At 47.4% G+C, this 17,325-nt stretch carries 16 protein-coding genes; 13 read left to right on the top strand and 3 right to left on the bottom strand.

All coding sequences use genetic code 11. The features are described from left to right. Positions 1-115 precede the first annotated feature (115 nt). The 4 genes from NSQ38_RS24330 (at position 116) to NSQ38_RS24315 (ending at position 4,369) form a co-directional block, all read left to right on the top strand. A complete protein-coding gene (locus tag NSQ38_RS24330; RefSeq protein ID WP_339784518.1) occupies positions 116-1,570 on the top strand; it encodes a nicotinate phosphoribosyltransferase in 1,455 nt (484 codons plus the stop codon). 384 nt (positions 1,571-1,954) lie between these two features. Next, complete coding sequence (locus NSQ38_RS24325; protein ID WP_339784516.1) at positions 1,955-2,608, top strand: hypothetical protein; 654 nt, start codon at positions 1,955-1,957, stop codon at positions 2,606-2,608. Between the two features lie 112 nt (positions 2,609-2,720). Beyond that, on the top strand, positions 2,721-3,740 hold the full coding sequence (locus NSQ38_RS24320; RefSeq protein ID WP_339784514.1) for an oxidoreductase: 1,020 nt from the start codon (positions 2,721-2,723) through the stop codon (positions 3,738-3,740). Positions 3,741-3,856: 116 nt separating this feature from the next. Further along, positions 3,857-4,369 carry a hypothetical protein gene (locus NSQ38_RS24315; RefSeq protein ID WP_339784512.1) on the top strand — a complete coding sequence of 171 codons (513 nt, stop codon included), beginning with the start codon at positions 3,857-3,859 and terminating at the stop codon, positions 4,367-4,369. A gap of 75 nt (positions 4,370-4,444) precedes the next feature. Here the strand turns inward: NSQ38_RS24315 and NSQ38_RS24310 are convergent, their stop codons facing one another. After that, positions 4,445-4,963, bottom strand: coding sequence for a MogA/MoaB family molybdenum cofactor biosynthesis protein (locus tag NSQ38_RS24310; protein WP_047842524.1), 519 nt, complete (start codon positions 4,961-4,963; stop codon positions 4,445-4,447). A gap of 171 nt (positions 4,964-5,134) precedes the next feature. Between NSQ38_RS24310 and NSQ38_RS24305 the strand changes: the two genes are divergently transcribed. The 7 genes from NSQ38_RS24305 (at position 5,135) to NSQ38_RS24275 (ending at position 11,967) form a co-directional block, all read left to right on the top strand. After that, positions 5,135-6,253 carry a GTP-binding protein gene (locus NSQ38_RS24305; protein ID WP_339784510.1) on the top strand — a complete coding sequence of 373 codons (1,119 nt, stop codon included), beginning with the start codon at positions 5,135-5,137 and terminating at the stop codon, positions 6,251-6,253. A 73-nt stretch (positions 6,254-6,326) separates the two neighbouring features. Beyond that, positions 6,327-6,662 (top strand): four-helix bundle copper-binding protein, encoded by a 336-nt coding sequence (locus tag NSQ38_RS24300; protein WP_036609230.1) that lies wholly within the window; start codon positions 6,327-6,329, stop codon positions 6,660-6,662. 537 nt (positions 6,663-7,199) lie between these two features. Next, complete coding sequence (argS, locus tag NSQ38_RS24295) at positions 7,200-8,930, top strand: arginine--tRNA ligase (protein ID WP_339784508.1); 1,731 nt, start codon at positions 7,200-7,202, stop codon at positions 8,928-8,930. Between the two features lie 75 nt (positions 8,931-9,005). Next, a complete protein-coding gene (locus NSQ38_RS24290; protein WP_339784507.1) occupies positions 9,006-9,992 on the top strand; it encodes an ABC transporter ATP-binding protein in 987 nt (328 codons plus the stop codon). Then, positions 9,989-10,699: a hypothetical protein gene (locus tag NSQ38_RS24285; RefSeq protein ID WP_091031789.1), complete on the top strand. Its 711-nt coding sequence runs from the start codon at positions 9,989-9,991 to the stop codon at positions 10,697-10,699. The genes NSQ38_RS24290 and NSQ38_RS24285 overlap by 4 nt, the downstream gene beginning before the upstream one ends. Positions 10,700-10,798: 99 nt before the next feature. After that, the gene (locus NSQ38_RS24280; RefSeq protein WP_339784506.1) at positions 10,799-11,344 is read left to right on the top strand and encodes a hypothetical protein; all 546 of its coding nucleotides are present in this window, start codon (positions 10,799-10,801) and stop codon (positions 11,342-11,344) included. After that, positions 11,341-11,967 (top strand): YdcF family protein, encoded by a 627-nt coding sequence (locus NSQ38_RS24275; protein ID WP_249911067.1) that lies wholly within the window; start codon positions 11,341-11,343, stop codon positions 11,965-11,967. The genes NSQ38_RS24280 and NSQ38_RS24275 overlap by 4 nt, the downstream gene beginning before the upstream one ends. Before the next feature lie 183 nt (positions 11,968-12,150). On the opposite strand, the gene NSQ38_RS24270 is transcribed toward NSQ38_RS24275, so the two are convergent. Both NSQ38_RS24270 and NSQ38_RS24265 read right to left on the bottom strand, forming a co-directional pair. Next, positions 12,151-14,241 carry an ABC transporter ATP-binding protein gene (locus NSQ38_RS24270; RefSeq protein ID WP_339784505.1) on the bottom strand — a complete coding sequence of 697 codons (2,091 nt, stop codon included), beginning with the start codon at positions 14,239-14,241 and terminating at the stop codon, positions 12,151-12,153. A 12-nt stretch (positions 14,242-14,253) separates the two neighbouring features. Beyond that, on the bottom strand, positions 14,254-15,999 hold the full coding sequence (locus NSQ38_RS24265) for an ABC transporter transmembrane domain-containing protein (protein ID WP_091031779.1): 1,746 nt from the start codon (positions 15,997-15,999) through the stop codon (positions 14,254-14,256). Between the two features lie 485 nt (positions 16,000-16,484). Between NSQ38_RS24265 and NSQ38_RS24260 the strand changes: the two genes are divergently transcribed. Both NSQ38_RS24260 and NSQ38_RS24255 read left to right on the top strand, forming a co-directional pair. Continuing rightward, entirely contained in the window at positions 16,485-16,781 is a 297-nt protein-coding gene (locus tag NSQ38_RS24260) for a HesB/YadR/YfhF family protein (protein ID WP_017689086.1), read from the top strand. A gap of 74 nt (positions 16,782-16,855) precedes the next feature. Further along, positions 16,856-17,305, top strand: coding sequence for an NUDIX domain-containing protein (locus NSQ38_RS24255; protein WP_339784504.1), 450 nt, complete (start codon positions 16,856-16,858; stop codon positions 17,303-17,305). Positions 17,306-17,325: the final 20 nt, after the last annotated feature.

Here is a 17,325-nt window from a genome sequence, read left to right as displayed (position 1 = left end):
GACTTGTTTGTTTAATACGGATGAACAGAATCATGAAGAATAAGTCTCCATATGTTAACCCGTGTTCACAGATCAAATCTGGGGACACGAGCGGAAGTCAGAGAGGATGAGACAAATGCAGACAACTAGCCTGGCTTTACATACGGATAAATATCAGATCAATATGATGTACGCCCATTGGGTGAATGGTACTCACAAGCGGAAGGCGGTATTTGAAGCCTATTTCCGTAAGCTTCCTTTTGGCAACGGATATGCGGTATTTGCCGGATTGGAACGGATTGTGAACTATATCAGCCAGCTTCGGTTTACGATGGACGACATCAAATTTTTATCCAAACAAGAGGAAAATTACGATCCGGTCTTTCTGGAAGAATTGCTCCAGTTTTCATTTCAGGGGACGATTCATTCCATGAAGGAGGGTGCAATTGTTTTCCCTGACGAACCGCTCATTCGGGTAGAAGGCTCCATTATGGAGACACAATTGGTGGAGACGGCGATACTTAACTTCATGAATTATCAGACGTTGATTGCAACCAAGGCTTCGCGGATCAAACAGGTAGCGCAGCAGGATACGTTGCTCGAATTCGGCACACGGCGTGCACAGGAAGCGGATGCTGCCATCTGGGGCGCACGTGCCTCGTATGTAGCAGGGTTCCATGCAACGTCCAACATGCTGGCTGGAGAGCGCTTCGGAATCCCAACAGCAGGTACACATGCCCATTCCTGGGTACAGAGCTTTATGAGCGAACAGGAGGCGTTTGACGTGTATGCCAAAGTGTTGCCTGATCAGGTTACACTGCTGGTTGATACCTTTGACACGTTGAACAGTGGAGTACCTCACGCCATCAAGACAGCCAAGAAGTTGGAGAGCCAAGGCAAAAAGATGAATGCCATTCGTCTCGACAGTGGTGACCTAGCGTACTTGTCGATTCAGGCACGTCAGATGTTGGATGAGGCTGGTCTGGATTATGTGAAAATTGTAGCATCCAATGATCTGGATGAAAATACGATTTTCAACCTGAAGGCTCAAGGAGCACGGATTGATACTTGGGGTGTTGGTACACAGTTGATTACCGCTTCTGACCAGCCATCTTTGGGTGGAGTGTACAAATTGGTGGAGCGTGAAGTGGACGGTGCCATGCTGCCTACGATCAAAATATCTGCCAATCCTGAAAAGGTGTCCACTCCAGGTAAAAAGGAAGTGTTCCGGATCATTGATCCGAAACATGGCAAAGCGATTGCAGATTATATCTGCTATCCAGATGAAGAGCAGCCGCTACAGGGCGGACCGCTCAAGCTGTTCAACCCGCTACACCCTTACCTGAAAAAGACGGTTACCCGCTACGAAGCGATCAATATGCTGGAGCCGATCTTTGTGAATGGACGCAAAGTGTATGATCTGCCTAATCTGGATGAGATTCGTGCGTATCATAAGGAACAGATGAATCTGTTCTGGCCTGAATACCAGCGGAAGCTCAACCCCGAGATCTACCGTGTGAATATCAGCCCTGCGGCATGGAATATGAAGCAGAAGCTCATTGCGGAACATGTGAAATCCACAGAGGAATGATCTACACACAAGAATTACAGAGAGGCATAACCAGTGAGGAATACTGGCTTATGCCTTTTTGATGCTCATAAAATTTCTGCGTTTTTAGCGGAGCCGAACAATTCGATGACTGTAAGAAAAACTTTAGCTAAATGCGGTCTGTCTTCTATGAAAGACCTCGATAGACTTTTTCTTATATGATCCCGATGAGATGGACCAGTGATGTAAGAAATCTCATGGACAGACTGCCGAGGTAGCAGGCTATACTGGAAATAGCCATGCCCAATTCAAGATGTAGGGGAAAAGCAGTAATTATTTCTCGGGAAAGCGCAGGAGCCGCCAAATTCTGAAACTATTGATTCAATCCAGCAGCTGTAGGGGATGAAAGTAAGAGGAGGTGCAGATATGAGATGGATACTAGGACTGGTCTGGATCGCTTTTATTGCCTATGCATTGTTGTTGGCACCGGGGCAGTCACCTGGAAGTGATCCGATATTCAAAGAACTGATCACAATGCAAAGCCAAGAGCCTTGGTTACTTACGGTGTTTTCGTGGTTAGGTATTTTCCCGGCAGTTTATGCCTGTATGCTGTTAAGAACATCTGTGAAAGAACGAGGTGGCCGTGTACAGGCTTGGCCTTTTGTTATACTTTCTTTTGGATTAGGTGCTTTTGCTTTGCTTCCCTATTATGCATGGTCATCGTCCGCGAATAGATCTTCGGGTTACACAAGCTTGCACTTTGGTCGTCAGCGGAAGTCGGGAATTGCACGGGTAGCATCCCACAAGCTGACGCATGTTGTCCTTCTGCTGTTGACGCTGGGGACAGCATTCTATGCCGTGACGAAAGGTCATCCGGATGTATATATGGAAGCATTCAATCAATCTGCCTTTGTACATATCATGACGATTGATTTTGTACTGCTGACCTTACTTTCCATGATTGCGATATACAGGGATACTGAAGCGAGTCGACGTTCACCAGCTTGGGCAGTGACAGGCATTATCCCCATCGTGGGTCCACTAATCTATCTGTTGACGCTCAGGAGAGACAGAGCTTGATCATTAACATGAGGAAGAATCCAAAAGTAAAAGGTAGCCGTTAAGCCGAAATACGAAAAATTCATGTGCTTAATGGAAAAATATACAAAATTCAAAGAAGGAGTGGCTATCAATGAAAAATCAATTTAACGCATACGTTGTCCGTAAAGAAGAACAGGGCGGAGTGAACGCTTCTATAGAGCAACTGAAGAAGGAAGATCTGCCAAATGGAGATGTTACGGTAAAGGTGCAATATTCCAGTGTCAATTATAAAGACGGACTCGCGACGCTTGAAAAGGGTGGTGTCGTTCGTGAATATCCGATGGTACCGGGAATTGATCTGGCTGGAACAGTAGAGGAGTCGGTCAGTGGACGTTTTGCACCAGGAGATCGGGTGATCAGTACAGGATTTGAACCTGGTGTATCCCATTACGGAGGGTACAGCGAGTATGCTCGTCTGCGCAGTGAATGGCTGGTGCCTCTGCCACCGGGTCTCAGTGAGAAAGAAGCCATGGCGATTGGAACCGCAGGATTTACGGCTGCACTTTCGGTAGATGCGCTGTTACAGGCTGGAGTGAAACCGGAGATGGGCAAGATTCTGGTTACGGGTGCAACAGGTGGCGTTGGAAGTATGGCAGTTGCGATTCTGGCGAAACTTGGCTTTGAAGTAACAGCCAGCACAGGCAAGAAGGATCAGGAGGAGTCATTGCTCCGAAACTTGGGTGCCTCAGAGGTTATTACTCGTGAAGAAGCTGATGCTCCAGCCAAAGGAGCCATGGGGAAACAGCTATGGGCGGGAGTTGTTGATCCAACAGGAGGACCAGCACTTGCGGAGCGATTAAAACAGATTCAATACGGAGGTGCGTTAGCGGTATCCGGCTTAACAGGCGGCACAGCTTTTGAATCCACGGTACTTCCGTTTATTTTGCGTGGCATCCAGCTTATTGGTATAGACTCTGTGTATTGTCCGATGGAACGTCGGGAACGATTGTGGAAACTGCTTGGCGGAGAATGGAAACCGGAGCGTGCGCTGGAACTGGGAATCCGCGAAATTTCTCTAGACCAGTTGCCTCATACGCTGGAGACGATACTCCAAGGTGGTGCAGTAGGTCGGACTGTGGTCAATACGATATCAGATCTGCCATCCGCATAAGATTCTAAGTCCTTAGACATGCTAATTCTACCTGATTGGGTCACAGTACACGTGGCTGGAAAGGAAGGATTGGCATGTGGTTTGGTAGAAAAGAGCGAAATATAGTTCGAAGAACAATGAAGTCGGTACTTGTAAGTGGCTTGTTGATCACGAGTGTCTGGTCCCTGGTGGCTTGTTCGGCATCATCCATTGAGCAGGAGCGAAAGGTCTACACCCGCGAAGCGACAGATGAAGGAAATATGAGAGCACAGAGTCAAGGACACGGATTAAACGGTGAATTGGTGAGTGAGATCAGTAAGAGTTTTGAAGCAAAAGGCATTCAGCTGATGAATAACATGTCTGCCGATGACGGCCATGGTGGGATCTCTTATATGTATTTGTTGAATGGAAGTGGCAGACACATCGTGAAAGTCCATATTTTCAGTGATGCGACAACCCGGGCTGCCAGCATGAAACAAATGTATAGTGAGAATCGTGATGAAGCTGTCTTGGAGAATGCGCTTGGCCGAACAACGATTCGCAGCAAAGGAAACGTCTCACTCGTGTATACGGCTTCTGGTGGGGAAAAGGACGAGTATGAGCAGGACGTTATGCAGGTGTTCCAACATGTGCTGGAGCAATTAACGTAGGTAGAGCTGACAGCATCAAACCTTTCAATTCATATCGTACAGCTGAAAATAAACCCGAAAAACCCGTCTGATCTTTCAGACGGGTTTATATATTTCACGCATCACATGCCGCAGCTCGGGCAAAATGAGTTTTTCCATGGCCAATTTGACGGCTCCTTTGGAACCCGGCATGGAGAATACGGCTGTGCGTCCGATCGTTCCAGCGACGGCTCTGCTCAGGATGGCAGCGGAACCGATATCTTCGGTGTAACTGAGAAAACGGAAGATCTCACCAAAGCCCGGGAGTTCCTTGTCGAGTAGTGAGGATACAGCTTCATAAGTTGTATCTCGGGGTGCAATCCCTGTTCCGCCGCTAAGCAGCACGGCTTCGATATCATCACGAACGGCTGCATCTTGCAGGATGCTTCGAATGTTCTCCGTTTCATCTGGTGTGATGATGTATTCAACAATCTGATAACCCGCTTCATTCAGAAGCTGGTGCATGAGCTGGCCACTGGTGTCAGTGTCTTTAGTGCGTGTGTCCGATACTGTAACAATCATGCACGATACCGTGGTCGGAGCTTCCTGGCGATGTTGTTCCACTGAATTAGTCATGAAACTTCCTCCTTCAATCAACATGTCCTCATAGCATAGACCATCCGGTAGAATCAGGCAATGTACTGGGGAAGAGTTGAACATTATTGCACAACGAATGCGGGATGGTGTACACTCGCTAGATATAGATAGATCAGGTTACAAGAAGGACAATCAGAGAGGTGTTTAAGGATGAACGAAACGATTTTAAAAGAACAATCCATACCTGTATATATACTGTCAGGTTTTTTGGGAAGTGGCAAAACAACACTGCTTGTTCAGTTGATCGAACATTGGCAACAGCAGGGTTTGCGTCCCGCAGTGGTGATGAATGAGTTAGGCGAAGTTAATCTGGATGGTCAGATTGTGGATTCCACCGTTCCGATGACAGAGATGTTAGGTGGATGCATCTGTTGTACCGTACGTGGTGACTTGGGATTGCAACTTGCTGATCTTGTTCAGGAGGAATCACCTGATGTGATCATCATCGAAGCAACCGGTGCGGCGAATCCCATGGAGATTCTGGATGCGGTAACGGAGACCTCACTCTACATGCGACTGGAACTGAAAAGTCTCATTACCGTTGTGGATGCAGCACATCTATCTGGCCTATATCAGGAGCAGAAGGGGCAGACGTTCAAACTGATGCAGGAGCAGATTCGCTGTGCGTCTGTGCTTCTCTTGAATAAAACGGATCGGGTGAGTGCACAGGAACTGAAGGATCTGGAACAGCTTTTGGCAAAATGGAATGGCTTCGCACCTGTAATTCCTACAGTGAAATGTGAGGTGGAGATGGATCTGCTGCTTCGCAGCGGGGCAGACGTACACGTACGTGATTCAGCTTCTGAAGAAAGGAAGCTGGCTCAGGAAGATCATCATGTGCACACAGAAGCCTGTGGTACACATGGATGCAGTCATGCTCATAAAGATACAGATCACATGGTCCAAGACGATACTACGAATACTAACGCATCCCATAGCCATGTCCATGACCACAGTCACGAGCATGTTGCTCCTCATGCCTCACACGAACATGTCATGGTATATACGCATTATTTCAGTCATCCGGTGAACAGCGAGGCGTTTGAAAAATTTGTATCCGCATTGCCACGGGATGTGTATCGAGCAAAAGGCATTTTATCGTTTAGTGACACGGCGAGCCGCTTCTGGTTCCAGTATGCCTACCGTGAATCGGACTACATGAAGATCACACCTCAGGGAGATGTCCCTAATGTTGCTGTGTTTATAGGTGAACATTTTGACCAAACTGTCATTCGTGACCAATTACTGGAATTGGAAGCGATAAAGTAGGTTAGATGATTCAATATTCCTCCCAACTGGGTATTAAGAAGCATAGCAAACTTTGCCTGGGAGGTAACTTTAAATGACACAACAACAATATCAACAATGTATCGATGCTTGCCTGGAGTGCATGAATGCTTGCAACGTATGTTACATATCGAGTCTGAAAGAATATGATCTGGCGATGCTGCGTGATTGCATTCGTTTGAATCGGGAATGTGCGGAGATTTGCAGTTTTGCTGCACAAGCGATGACACGTGGAAGTGATTTTATTGCTGAGATATGCGAATTGTGTGTGAAAGCTTGTGAAGCTTGCGCCGCAGAGTGTGGCAAACATCACCATGATCACTGCCAAGCATGTGCAGAGGCTTGCCGCAGATGTGCAGAAGCTTGCCGATTGATGGCAGCAGTAGCGTAATTATTTTTTCTCTGGAATATATATAATTAAAACCGATAATGACCGTTGTCCCCTAAGGGAAGGCAGTGAACACAGGCATCTGAGAAGATGTGCCTATGTGTTGCCTTTCAGTAGGGGATTTTTAATGCGGGTTGCCAAGTCTGATCGTGGTATGTATAATGATGGCAATGAATTGAAACGAAGAATATCAATGATCGGGAGAGTAACCAGATCCATACATGACAGCGAGCCGGGAGAGGTGGAAGCCGGTATGATATGACCTGAGTGAACCGCACCCGTGAGATGGTTATCCGAAAAGATGTATGCATCCTAAGTGTGGGTGTACTATATCTGTCTGAGGGTAATTCGGCTTGCGACCGTTATACGCATCGAGCGGAACAGGTTCTACTGGTATGCATGTTAATGCATATTAAGAGTAGCTGTTCACCTAGAGTGGTACCGCGGGAACTGTTAAGTCAGCTCTCGTCTCTTATGTAGAGACGAGAGCTTTTTTGTGTTAATTTTCACCCAATAATGAATGGATAAGGAGTGTCCGACATGTTGATGAAGCAGGCTGCGGCCGATATTGCCCCTTTAACGGGATTGAATGAAGAAGAGGTTCTGAGATTACTCGAAGTCCCACCGCAGGCGGAGATGGGTGATGCAGCCTTCCCTTGTTTTGTATTAGCGAAGTCATTAAAAAAAGCACCGGCAGTCATTGCGACCGAGCTCGCAACGGGATTGCAGGCAGCAGGACTTGAAGCGACTCCCGCCGGGCCGTATGTAAATATCCGTTTCAACCGGGAGAAGCTCGCGCCGAATCTGCTGAAAGAACTGGGGAATGCCACATTTGGTAAGCTTCAGCTTGGTCAAGGTTCACGTGTTGTGATTGATATGTCTTCCCCTAACATCGCAAAACCCTTCGGAATCGGACATTTGCGTTCTACTGTAATCGGTGCAGCACTGTATAGGTTGTATAATGAAGCGGGTTATACCTCCGTAAGTGTGAATCATCTGGGAGACTGGGGAACCCAGTTTGGCAAGCAGATCGCAGCGTACAAGCGGTGGGGCAATGATGAAGCCTTGCAGGCAGACCCGATCCGTACTTCTCTGGAGCTGTATGTGCGTTTCCACGATGAGGCGGAGAACGATCCTTCTCTGGAGATTGAGGCACGGGAGTGGTTCCGCAAGCTGGAGCAAGGGGATGATGAAGCACAGCGGTTATGGGCGTTCTTTGTGGAAGTGAGCATGAAGGAATTCAACCGGATGTATGAACGTCTGAATGTACAGTTCGACCATACGCTGGGGGAGAGCTTTTACAATGACAAGATGGGCGCGGTGGTTGAAGAACTCAAGGAGAAAGGTTTACTTGAAGAGAGTGATGGAGCACTCGTGGTACGTCTGGAGGACGAGAACATGCCCCCGTGCCTGATTATCAAAAAAGATGGAACAACAATCTATCCTACACGGGATTTGGCTACGGCGGTTTATCGTCATGAGGTGATGAAGGCAGATCGGTTGTTATATGTGGTCGGAGGCGAGCAGAAGTTACATTTCCGGCAGGTATTTGCGGTCCTATCCCGGATGGGTCATGAATGGTCTGCGAAGTGTGAACATATCCCGTTTGGATTAATGCGTTTTGAGGGACGGAAAATGTCTACACGTCGTGGTAAAGTCGTCTTTTTGCAGGAAGTGTTGGATGAGGCAGTTGCTCGTGCACTACAGATTATTCAGGAGAAAAACCCGAATCTGGAGAACCCTCAGAAAGTGGCCGAGGCTGTTGGTGTAGGTGCAATTGTCTTCGGTGATCTACGTAATAATCGGTTAAACGATGTGGACTTCTCACTGGAAGATGCGGTGAGTTTTGAAGGGGAGACCGGACCCTATGTGCAATACACCCATGCTCGGATTCAAAGTGTGCTTGCCAAGGCAGAAGAGGCGAACCGCGTGGAAAATGAAAACCCTTTGACTAAGCCCAACCTTGCGGAAGGTGAGAATAACACAGTAACCACTCCATCCCTTATCGGAGATACCTCATGGGCATTGCTGAAACTGCTTGGTGAATATCCCGAGTATTTGGAAAAAGCAATTCATCGGAATGAGCCTTCGGTCATTGCCAAATATACAATAGATGTCGCTCAAGCATTCAACCGCTTCTATCACGCCGAACGGATTGCGGATGCGTCATCTGATGTAAGATCCTTCCGGGTGGCATTGGCCAAACGGACTGCCGAACGCCTCGCGTACAGTTTACATTTGCTAGGTGTGCAAGCTCCAGAGCGGATGTGATCCCAGGTGATATGGAGTACACGTGGACTTTTCAAGAAAGCCGATCAAGATGTAGCAGACTCATCAGGTCGAGGTATGTTGCTTCAACAAGTGAGCAAGCGATTAGGCAGTACTCAGGTACTGAATCAAATTAATCTGGAAGTGAAACAGGGCGAATGTTCTGTGCTTGTTGGCAGAAACGGCTCGGGCAAAAGCACGTTGCTACGTATGTTGGCAGGTATTTTGTTACCCGATACAGGATCGATCCAGCGCACAATGAAGGGTTCTGATGGGTATGCAGTAGATGGTCTGCCACGTTTACCCTTTACCTCTGGAGAGTACTTGTGGGACATGGGTCGGATTCGGGGCATTCGCCCCGAAGTACTGCGTGGGCGGATTAGAGAACTTAGTGAACTTTTATATCTCGATACCGCGATTGATCAGAAGTTACCCTTATTATCGAAGGGCACACTGCAAAAAGTAAATTTGATTCAGGCCCTGTTACCTGAACCGGGTGGTCTTTTGTTGCTGGATGAACCTTTATCAGGCTTGGATATTCCAGCTCAAGAGGCAGTTGTATCCTTATTGGGGCAATGGAAGGATGAAGGGACATCCATCGTTACAGCGTGCCATGAACCGTTGCTTATTGAACGTTTGGCAGACCAGGTGATTGTGTTGAAGCAAGGCCGCATCCTCCGTTACTGGAGTCGTGAAGATATACTACAAGCTGGCGAACCCGTTGTATGTATTCAAAGTCTGACGGAAGCTGGAGAGGATCTGGCCAAAAATCCATCCGTTGTACAACAACCGGGAGTACTGTCTTTAGTTCGTAATACGAGCTCGGAGAAATCCAAGTCTTGGTTGTGGGATTGGAAAGTGGTTCAACAATCAACTGATGATGTACTCAGAATGATTCTGGCTTCCGGAGGTTCGGTTGTGTCCGTACAACAGGAAGAAAGTCAATTACATATGGAAAGTCTGCTGGAAGGACAACATCCAGCTGTACATGCGAGTCGTGGAGATGTCACAGAATCTGTGGACTTAAGCTCTTCCATGGATGATGCGGGGGGAGAAGCCGAATGATCTATCTGACCCGATATTTGTTAAGGCATCACATTCGCTCACAGAAATATTTTGCACCGGTTATCTTTTATATCATCGCCATGCTGCTAATCTATTCCTACAAACCCAACCCTATTGCGGACAGTTACAGTGTTACGGCTATGCTGTTATTTCTGGCAGCTGCTTGGCTCGGAGTAATGGTGATGAATACGGAACCTGCAAAGCAGTATCAATTGCTCGTCCTTCATACAGGAAGCAGGCGTAAGGTTGTAACAAGTCAACTCATCTGTGCCTGGATAATGCAATTCATGCTCACCGTAATCACTGTGCTGTATCCCGTGTTCGCTGGAATGTTCGAGAGACAACCCACAGGTGAGGAGTGGATGATGACTTGGTTAGGACATTTGGGGTTATCACTGCTGGGATTAGGCATCAGTGTATTTTTTCAAAAATCGTACATTCCCTTGCTTAGTCGAAGTATGCCTGCCCTCATTATTGTATTATTACTATCGTTTATCCAAGGTTCCTTAAGTGAACGTTTGCCTGAATCATTAGAATGGCTTGGCCGCATTCTTCCGCCAGCTTTTTATCTGGTTCGTGAGATGATGTTATTTGATGAATCAAAGATGGACTCTTTTGTTTCGGTTACGCTGTGGACTGTGCTCTACGCAATGGGGTTACTAATCATCCATGTGTGGCTGTCCGGTAGAAGAGATCTGCGGAGTTAGAAGACGCGCTTCCCGATAACTTGAATGTTGCTCTTGGTTTGGTTAGGATAGAGGAACATGGAATGGTTAACATTGTACGGTTGAAGGGGGCGCTCGCATATGCAAAATACAGATATCCAGAATGGTGACATGCTGGACAGCGAACACTCCAGGGAATTGTTTGCCTATTACGGATTGGCCGTGTACTACGGGCAGGCGCTTGAACAGCAGCTGGTCAATCTGATTTTATTAATGAAAATGTCTCAGGGCAAAGCCGTGTCTGAAGAGGATCTGGAAGATCTGTACGAACGAAAGATGAGCAGTTCACTGGGGCAGCTCATTCACGAAGTGCGCCATCATTTTACATTCTCTGAGGAAGAGACTCGCCAGTTGAATGAATTATGGCAGCAACGTAACCGTATCGTACATCATTATTTCAAGGAACGAATTCACGAGACATTCAGTCCGGAAGGACGATCACGCATGATTAAGGAATTGGAGGATTTCAAAGACCGTGCACAGGAGTTGGAGATCCGTCTTCAGCAATATACGGGTGCCTGGATTGCAGAGCTTGGTCTGGATGCCGAATCCGCAGCAGCTCTGCAAACGCTGGAGCGGATTCATAGCGAGAGTATGCAAGCAAGGGCTTTGGAAGAGGATGAATGACAAGCAAACGGATAACGAAACGCTGGATATTAATGACGGTTCTGGCTGTAGTACTGGTTGGAATCCTGTGGACCGTGGTTACCGCAATCCGTATATCTGCATATACGGATGAGGATTCATCCAGGATATCGGATGCAGCAATCATTCTGGGCGCAGCCGTGGCGGGGGATAACCCTTCACCTGTATTTCGCGAACGTATTGAACACGGGATTGAATTATACCGTCAGGGTACCGTTCGTAATCTGCTTTTCACAGGTGGCTCAGGTGATGAGGGAGAACATACGGAAGCTGAAGTGGGTCAGAAGTATGCCATCGCACATGGAGTAGATCCTGCGGACATTCGCATAGAGACCAAATCCAGAATTACCGAGGAGAATCTAGTCAATTCAATTCCAATTGGTGAACAGGCCGGTTATCAAACCTATACGATTGTGAGTGATCCATTACATATGAAACGGGCCATGAAGCTGGCTGCCGGTCTGGGTATGGATGCCGTACCCTCTCCGACACGAACTACGGCGTATCGAACCTGGCGCAGCAAGTTTCCTTTTCTCGCAAGAGAGACCGTGATGTACATGGGATATACGATCAAAGGATGGATAGACAATCCGCAGCAGCCATAAGGTTGCACGCGGATTGTTTTTTTGACTGGAGGAAATAAACAGTATCGGAATTTGAATCCCGATGAAATACAAAAAACCGATCTACACAGCTACCTCAGGGTTTGCGGTGTAGATCGGTTTTTGTGTTGCCGTCGAGTACATCATTTTTGATTGGTTACTTAAAGAACTTTCAGTTTTACTCTGTTATGCATTGCCTCCGGCAAAGGAGGTTGAGGTTGGAACGGAATCACCTGACGGATTCTCGAGAGTTGCGACGGCTGCTGCTTGCGCACCTTGTTGAAGCTGATACATCTTATAATAGCGGCCTTTAAGCTCCATCAGTTCATCATGTGCACCTTGCTCAACGATACGTCCACGATGCAAAACCAGAATCTGATCTGCCGAACGAATAGTGGAGAGACGGTGAGCAATGATGAAGGTGGTACGTCCTTTTTTGAGGACTTCGAGTGCGTTCTGAATCAAAGCTTCTGTTTCCGTATCAATATTGGCAGTTGCTTCATCCAGAATGAGGATGGCCGGATCAAACGCCAGTGCACGAGCAAAGGAGATCAACTGACGCTGTCCAGCAGACAATGTGCTTCCTTTTTCGATGACGGGTTCGTCAAAGCCTTGAGGCAAATGAGCCAGTATACGTTCAGCGCCTACATCACGCAGCGCCTGTTCAATTCGTTCACGGGAGATCTTCTCATCGCCGAGACTGACGTTGGAAGCAATGGTGCCTGTGAACAGATAGGGGTCCTGCAATACAATCCCCATATGCTCGCGAATCCACTGTTTAGGCAGATCTTTGACGTTCTGACCGTCAATCGTGATCTTGCCTTTTTGCGGATCATAGAACCGGAATAACAGGTTGATGATTGAGCTTTTACCCGAACCGGTATGACCGACCAGAGCGACCGTCTGACCTTGGGATGCTTTGAACGAGATATTGTTGAGTACGAAGTCCTTCTTATAGGCAAAGGATACATCGTCGAAGACAACATTCCCTTTGTATCTTGGCATAGAGCCATCGGTTACAGCTTCTCCCTTTTCATCCATCAGCTCAAAGACGCGACCAGCGGATACGAGGGAGGAGTCCAGGTTGGCGAGTTGATTCACCATGCCGGTGATTGGCTGGAACAAGCGACCCAGAACATCAACGAAGGCATACAGAACACCCAGGGAGATAATACTTGTGCCATCCAACACGCTGGAACCGAAGTACCACAGGACCACCGCAAAGGCGATATTCCGTAATACGTTAACCAGGTTGTGTGAGGTGAAGGCATTCAGGTTGAGCATTTTGTTCTGGTGTTTCATATAGTCATCATTCAGATCTTCGAATTCTTGTTTGGTTTGTTTCTGATGGCGGAATACGCGGATAATGGACATCCCCTGAATGGACTCGTTAATGATGGCATTGATCTCACTCAGTCGTGACCGAATAATCGTGTTGTAACGAGTGGCGAATTTCCGATAGAGCACAATCCATGTAACGAGCATCGGCACAACGAATAATGAGATCAGACCCAGGCGGACATCAAGCAGGAAGAGTGCGACATACACACCCGTAATTGTGATGATACCTGAGAAAAAGTTCGAAAGAACGGCAACGAACAGATCCTTGACGGCTTCTGTATCGTTTGTGACCCGAGATACAACTTTACCTGCGGGCAGGTTATCAAAAAAGTGCACCGGCAGTCGCTGAATGTGGGCATACACATCGTTACGCAGTCTTTGAATGACCTTGTTGGCCGAGGACTGCAGCCAGAATGTTTTGCCAAACTCCATAATGACCGAGATCACGAGGAAGATCATGTAATACACAATTAATTGATAGATGCTGGGCATCTCCGGTTTGTAAAAAGCAAACAGTTCACCTGCTGACAGGGGGGTTGCCGCATATTGACCTGTTACCTCACCTGCACGTATAACCGTGAGGGTTCCATCCGCATATGTGCGGTCCCCGTCAGGTGCGCTTACCGGTTCGCTTACAAAATAAAAACTTCTGCCGGCCTGTAATACCCGGACCTCGGAACCTTTGTTTTCATCCGGTTCGAACAAGCCTTCGCGTTTGTAGTTCTTACCGTTGTAGACTGCGGCTTCATCTGAAGCTGTTGTCTCATAGAAAGGCTGCTCAATCGCGAGCAAGTGATTGTCGATCATGGATTTGGCGATGAACGGCCCGGCAAGCTCGGCCGCAACACCAATGGTAAGCATAATTAATGCAGCGATAAATGTTCCTTTGGCTTTCAAGGCGTAATCAAGCAGCCTTTTGCCTGTATTAGACTTCAATGAATTGACCTCCTACGTGGACAGATTGGACTCGACCTGTTGCCGTTCATACTGTTCACGGTACCAGCCGTTCATGGCTAACAATTCCTGGTGAGTGCCTTCTTCCGTAATTTTCCCGTGCTCCAGTACGATGATTCGGTCAGCATGTTCAATAGCAGACAGGCGATGAGTCGAGATCAGCGTGGTTTTGCCCGAGCGTTTGTTGCGTATATTTTCAATAATTTTGGCTTCAGTACGTGCATCGACAGCAGATAAGGCATCATCGAGGATCAGAATATCAGGATTAGCAATAAAGGCACGCGCCAGCGATACACGCTGCTTCTGTCCGCCGGACAGAGAGATTCCTTTTTCACCAACAAGTGTATCCAGTCCATCGGACAAGGTTCCCAGATCCCCGTCAAAAGCGGCGGTACGAATGGCTTCCATGATGACTTCATCACTGGCCCCAGGTTTACCGAATTGAATGTTCTGACGAACTGATTTGGAGAACAGAACTTGTTCCTGTGGTACGTACCCGATCCAGCTGTGCAAGTCATCTTTGGCGATATCCTGAATCGGATGACCCGAGATGCTTAATGTGCCCGAACCGGCAGGGTATTCATGAAGCAGTTGTTTGAGCAAAGTAGACTTACCGCTACCCGTACGACCCACAACACCCAACGTTTGACCCCGTCGTAGCGAAAAGCTGATATGACTGAGATTGTCGACAGTGGAACTTGGGTAACGGAATGTAACATCCTGCATCGCAATTTCTTCCGGATTCGTAACGTGAGCAGGTTGCTCCACATCTTGTACGGCAGGTTCTACCGATAAAGTCTCGTTGACTCGATCAAGCGAAGCGCTACCACGTTGCATCAGGTTAATTAATTCGCCGATAGCAAACATGGGCCAGATCATCATCCCCAGGTACATGTTGAACGATACGAGATCCCCCAGGGTAATTTCATTATGAAATACAAGATATATGCCGTAGGCAAGTGCAATCACATAACTGAGTCCAACGAAGAGGCGGATGGTGGGTTCAAATAGGGCATCCATTCTGGCAACAGCCAGGTTTTTGCGATACACATCTTCGGTCACATCGGCGAACCGTTTCTCGTCCAGACGTTCCTGCACATAGGCACGCACAACACGGATCCCGGCGATGGATTCCAGCACCTGGTCGTTCATATCTCCGAATGCATCCTGTGCTAGGGTATAACGTTGATGTACAGCTTTACCATAGATCATCATGGCAATGGCGATAAAAGGTAATGGCAGGATTGCCGCCAAGGTCAGTTTCCAACTAACCAGGAAACCCATGGCGAACAATACGGTGGCCAGAAAGGCTGTAGAGTCTGTTAAGGTCAGCATGCCGAAGCCTGCTGTAGTAGCAATGGAACGAAGATCATTGGTGGCCCGAGCCATCAGATCTCCTGTTCTGTTTTTCTCAAAAAAGGGAGGAGTCATCCGTAACAAGTGGTCCATAAAGCGTGAACGAAGCAGCCGCTCCACCAGATTGGCACCACCAAACAGTTTGTGCATCCAAACGTATGTAACGAGATAGATAATGATGACTGTTCCCAGAATAAGCAAAATATAACGGGTAAGTGAGGTGCCGGTAATGGAACCGCGCACAATCTCGTCGATGGCATTGCCAAGAAGACGAGGGGGCAGCAGTTCGGCAATGCCCACCAGAATAAGCAAGATGACACCGGTTAGGTATCGTTTGCGTTCCAGCCGGAAGAACCAGGCCAGGTTTTTAAGTACAGAGAACAAGTGTTATCCCTTCCTTTCGATGTCCGAGAAATGCAGATTCCGTTCATGTATGCCGAAATGTACCCACAAAAAAAGACATACCGCACGCAGGCGGTATGTCTTCATATGATCATACGGCAGCATGGCTCCGAGAACAGAGCCGCCACCATACATAAGTTCGATTGTGAGTAAACATCACAGAGGTTCTAATGAAAGAACGCCTTGTCATGCCGACTTATGAACGGAATAATGATTTCGGGTGTGCTCCGGTATTTAATTGTGTGCTGAATTGACCTATCATATCTTTGTTAAACACCGTAATCACCCTTTCTTTTTTGGAAATAAATACAATGTAGACCTCGTATGTTTGCATCTTAACACCAGCTTTTACAATCTGTCAAACATTTTTCACAACTTAATTTGTCTTCATATGCTCTCTCGGGTTTGTATTCAAGTCCCTGTCGAGATATGATGGAACATATATATACAGAAGGAGCTGACACCAAATGAGTACCATACATGTATCCGATCAAGCTGCTCGCTGGTACAAGGAAGAACTGAATTTGAACGAGGGAGACAGCATTCGATTTTTTGCCCGTTATAGCTCTGGCGGAGGTCTTCACCCTGGATTTTCGCTAGGTATTGCTGTGGAGAAACCAAGACATCCTGCGGATCAAACCGAAGTGTCGGGGATTCAATTCTTTATGGAAGATCACGATTATTGGTATCTGAAAGGGCACCAACTGCATGTGGATATCGTTGATGAAGGTCAGGATATCGAATATCGTTATACGGAAATCTAATTTTTGAAGTCTTGCTAAGCAATAGATGGATTACAGGTCGCCACCGGCTTCCGAGTAGGAGGAGGGGATAAGCAGTGAATCTGCCACCACGAGATTTGGCCCAGTATATCGCAAAACGCTCTCATATTGTTGTAAAAGCGGCGGTGCGGGCTGAGAACGAACAAGGTGAATTACTGCTGATTCAGCATGCGGGGCACGGTCATTGGCGGTTGCCAGCCGGTGAGATGCGCCCGGGGGAGGCCATTGAAGATGCTGCACATCGGGAGTTATGGGAAGAGACAGGTTGGACTGCTGATACGATGACTCTGGAAGGTCTGTATTCGGGGCCTGACCTGCGGTATCTGCATTCAAGCGGAGATGAAGAGTATTATGTCATTGCCCTGTTCCGGACAGTGATTATTCAGGATGACCTTGTGGAGTCGCGTGTAAATAGCGATGCGGGTCTGAAGTTTTTTGCTCTGGAGTCGTTACCAACTCTGAATGAGATTAGCCGAATTCTGTTAGCGCGGGATATTGCCGAATAAAATAAGTGTTAACGCAAAAA

This window comes from Paenibacillus sp. FSL R7-0313 (assembly GCF_037969885.1).
Lineage (GTDB): Bacteria > Bacillota > Bacilli > Paenibacillales > Paenibacillaceae > Paenibacillus.
This window is presented reverse-complemented; position numbering and strand designations above follow the sequence as displayed.

What these genes read in the sequence shown, in the direction of transcription:
- NSQ38_RS24330 (WP_339784518.1), top strand. Translation starts at nt 116, where the DNA reads ATGCAGACAACTAGCCTGGCTTTACATACGGATAAATATCAGATCAAT.
- NSQ38_RS24325 (WP_339784516.1), top strand. Translation starts at nt 1,955, where the DNA reads ATGAGATGGATACTAGGACTGGTCTGGATCGCTTTTATTGCCTATGCA.
- NSQ38_RS24320 (WP_339784514.1), top strand. Translation starts at nt 2,721, where the DNA reads ATGAAAAATCAATTTAACGCATACGTTGTCCGTAAAGAAGAACAGGGC.
- NSQ38_RS24315 (WP_339784512.1), top strand. Translation starts at nt 3,857, where the DNA reads ATGAAGTCGGTACTTGTAAGTGGCTTGTTGATCACGAGTGTCTGGTCC.
- NSQ38_RS24310 (WP_047842524.1), bottom strand. Translation starts at nt 4,963, where the DNA reads ATGACTAATTCAGTGGAACAACATCGCCAGGAAGCTCCGACCACGGTA.
- NSQ38_RS24305 (WP_339784510.1), top strand. Translation starts at nt 5,135, where the DNA reads ATGAACGAAACGATTTTAAAAGAACAATCCATACCTGTATATATACTG.
- NSQ38_RS24300 (WP_036609230.1), top strand. Translation starts at nt 6,327, where the DNA reads ATGACACAACAACAATATCAACAATGTATCGATGCTTGCCTGGAGTGC.
- argS (WP_339784508.1), top strand. Translation starts at nt 7,200, where the DNA reads ATGTTGATGAAGCAGGCTGCGGCCGATATTGCCCCTTTAACGGGATTG.
- NSQ38_RS24290 (WP_339784507.1), top strand. Translation starts at nt 9,006, where the DNA reads ATGTTGCTTCAACAAGTGAGCAAGCGATTAGGCAGTACTCAGGTACTG.
- NSQ38_RS24285 (WP_091031789.1), top strand. Translation starts at nt 9,989, where the DNA reads ATGATCTATCTGACCCGATATTTGTTAAGGCATCACATTCGCTCACAG.
- NSQ38_RS24280 (WP_339784506.1), top strand. Translation starts at nt 10,799, where the DNA reads ATGCAAAATACAGATATCCAGAATGGTGACATGCTGGACAGCGAACAC.
- NSQ38_RS24275 (WP_249911067.1), top strand. Translation starts at nt 11,341, where the DNA reads ATGACAAGCAAACGGATAACGAAACGCTGGATATTAATGACGGTTCTG.
- NSQ38_RS24260 (WP_017689086.1), top strand. Translation starts at nt 16,485, where the DNA reads ATGAGTACCATACATGTATCCGATCAAGCTGCTCGCTGGTACAAGGAA.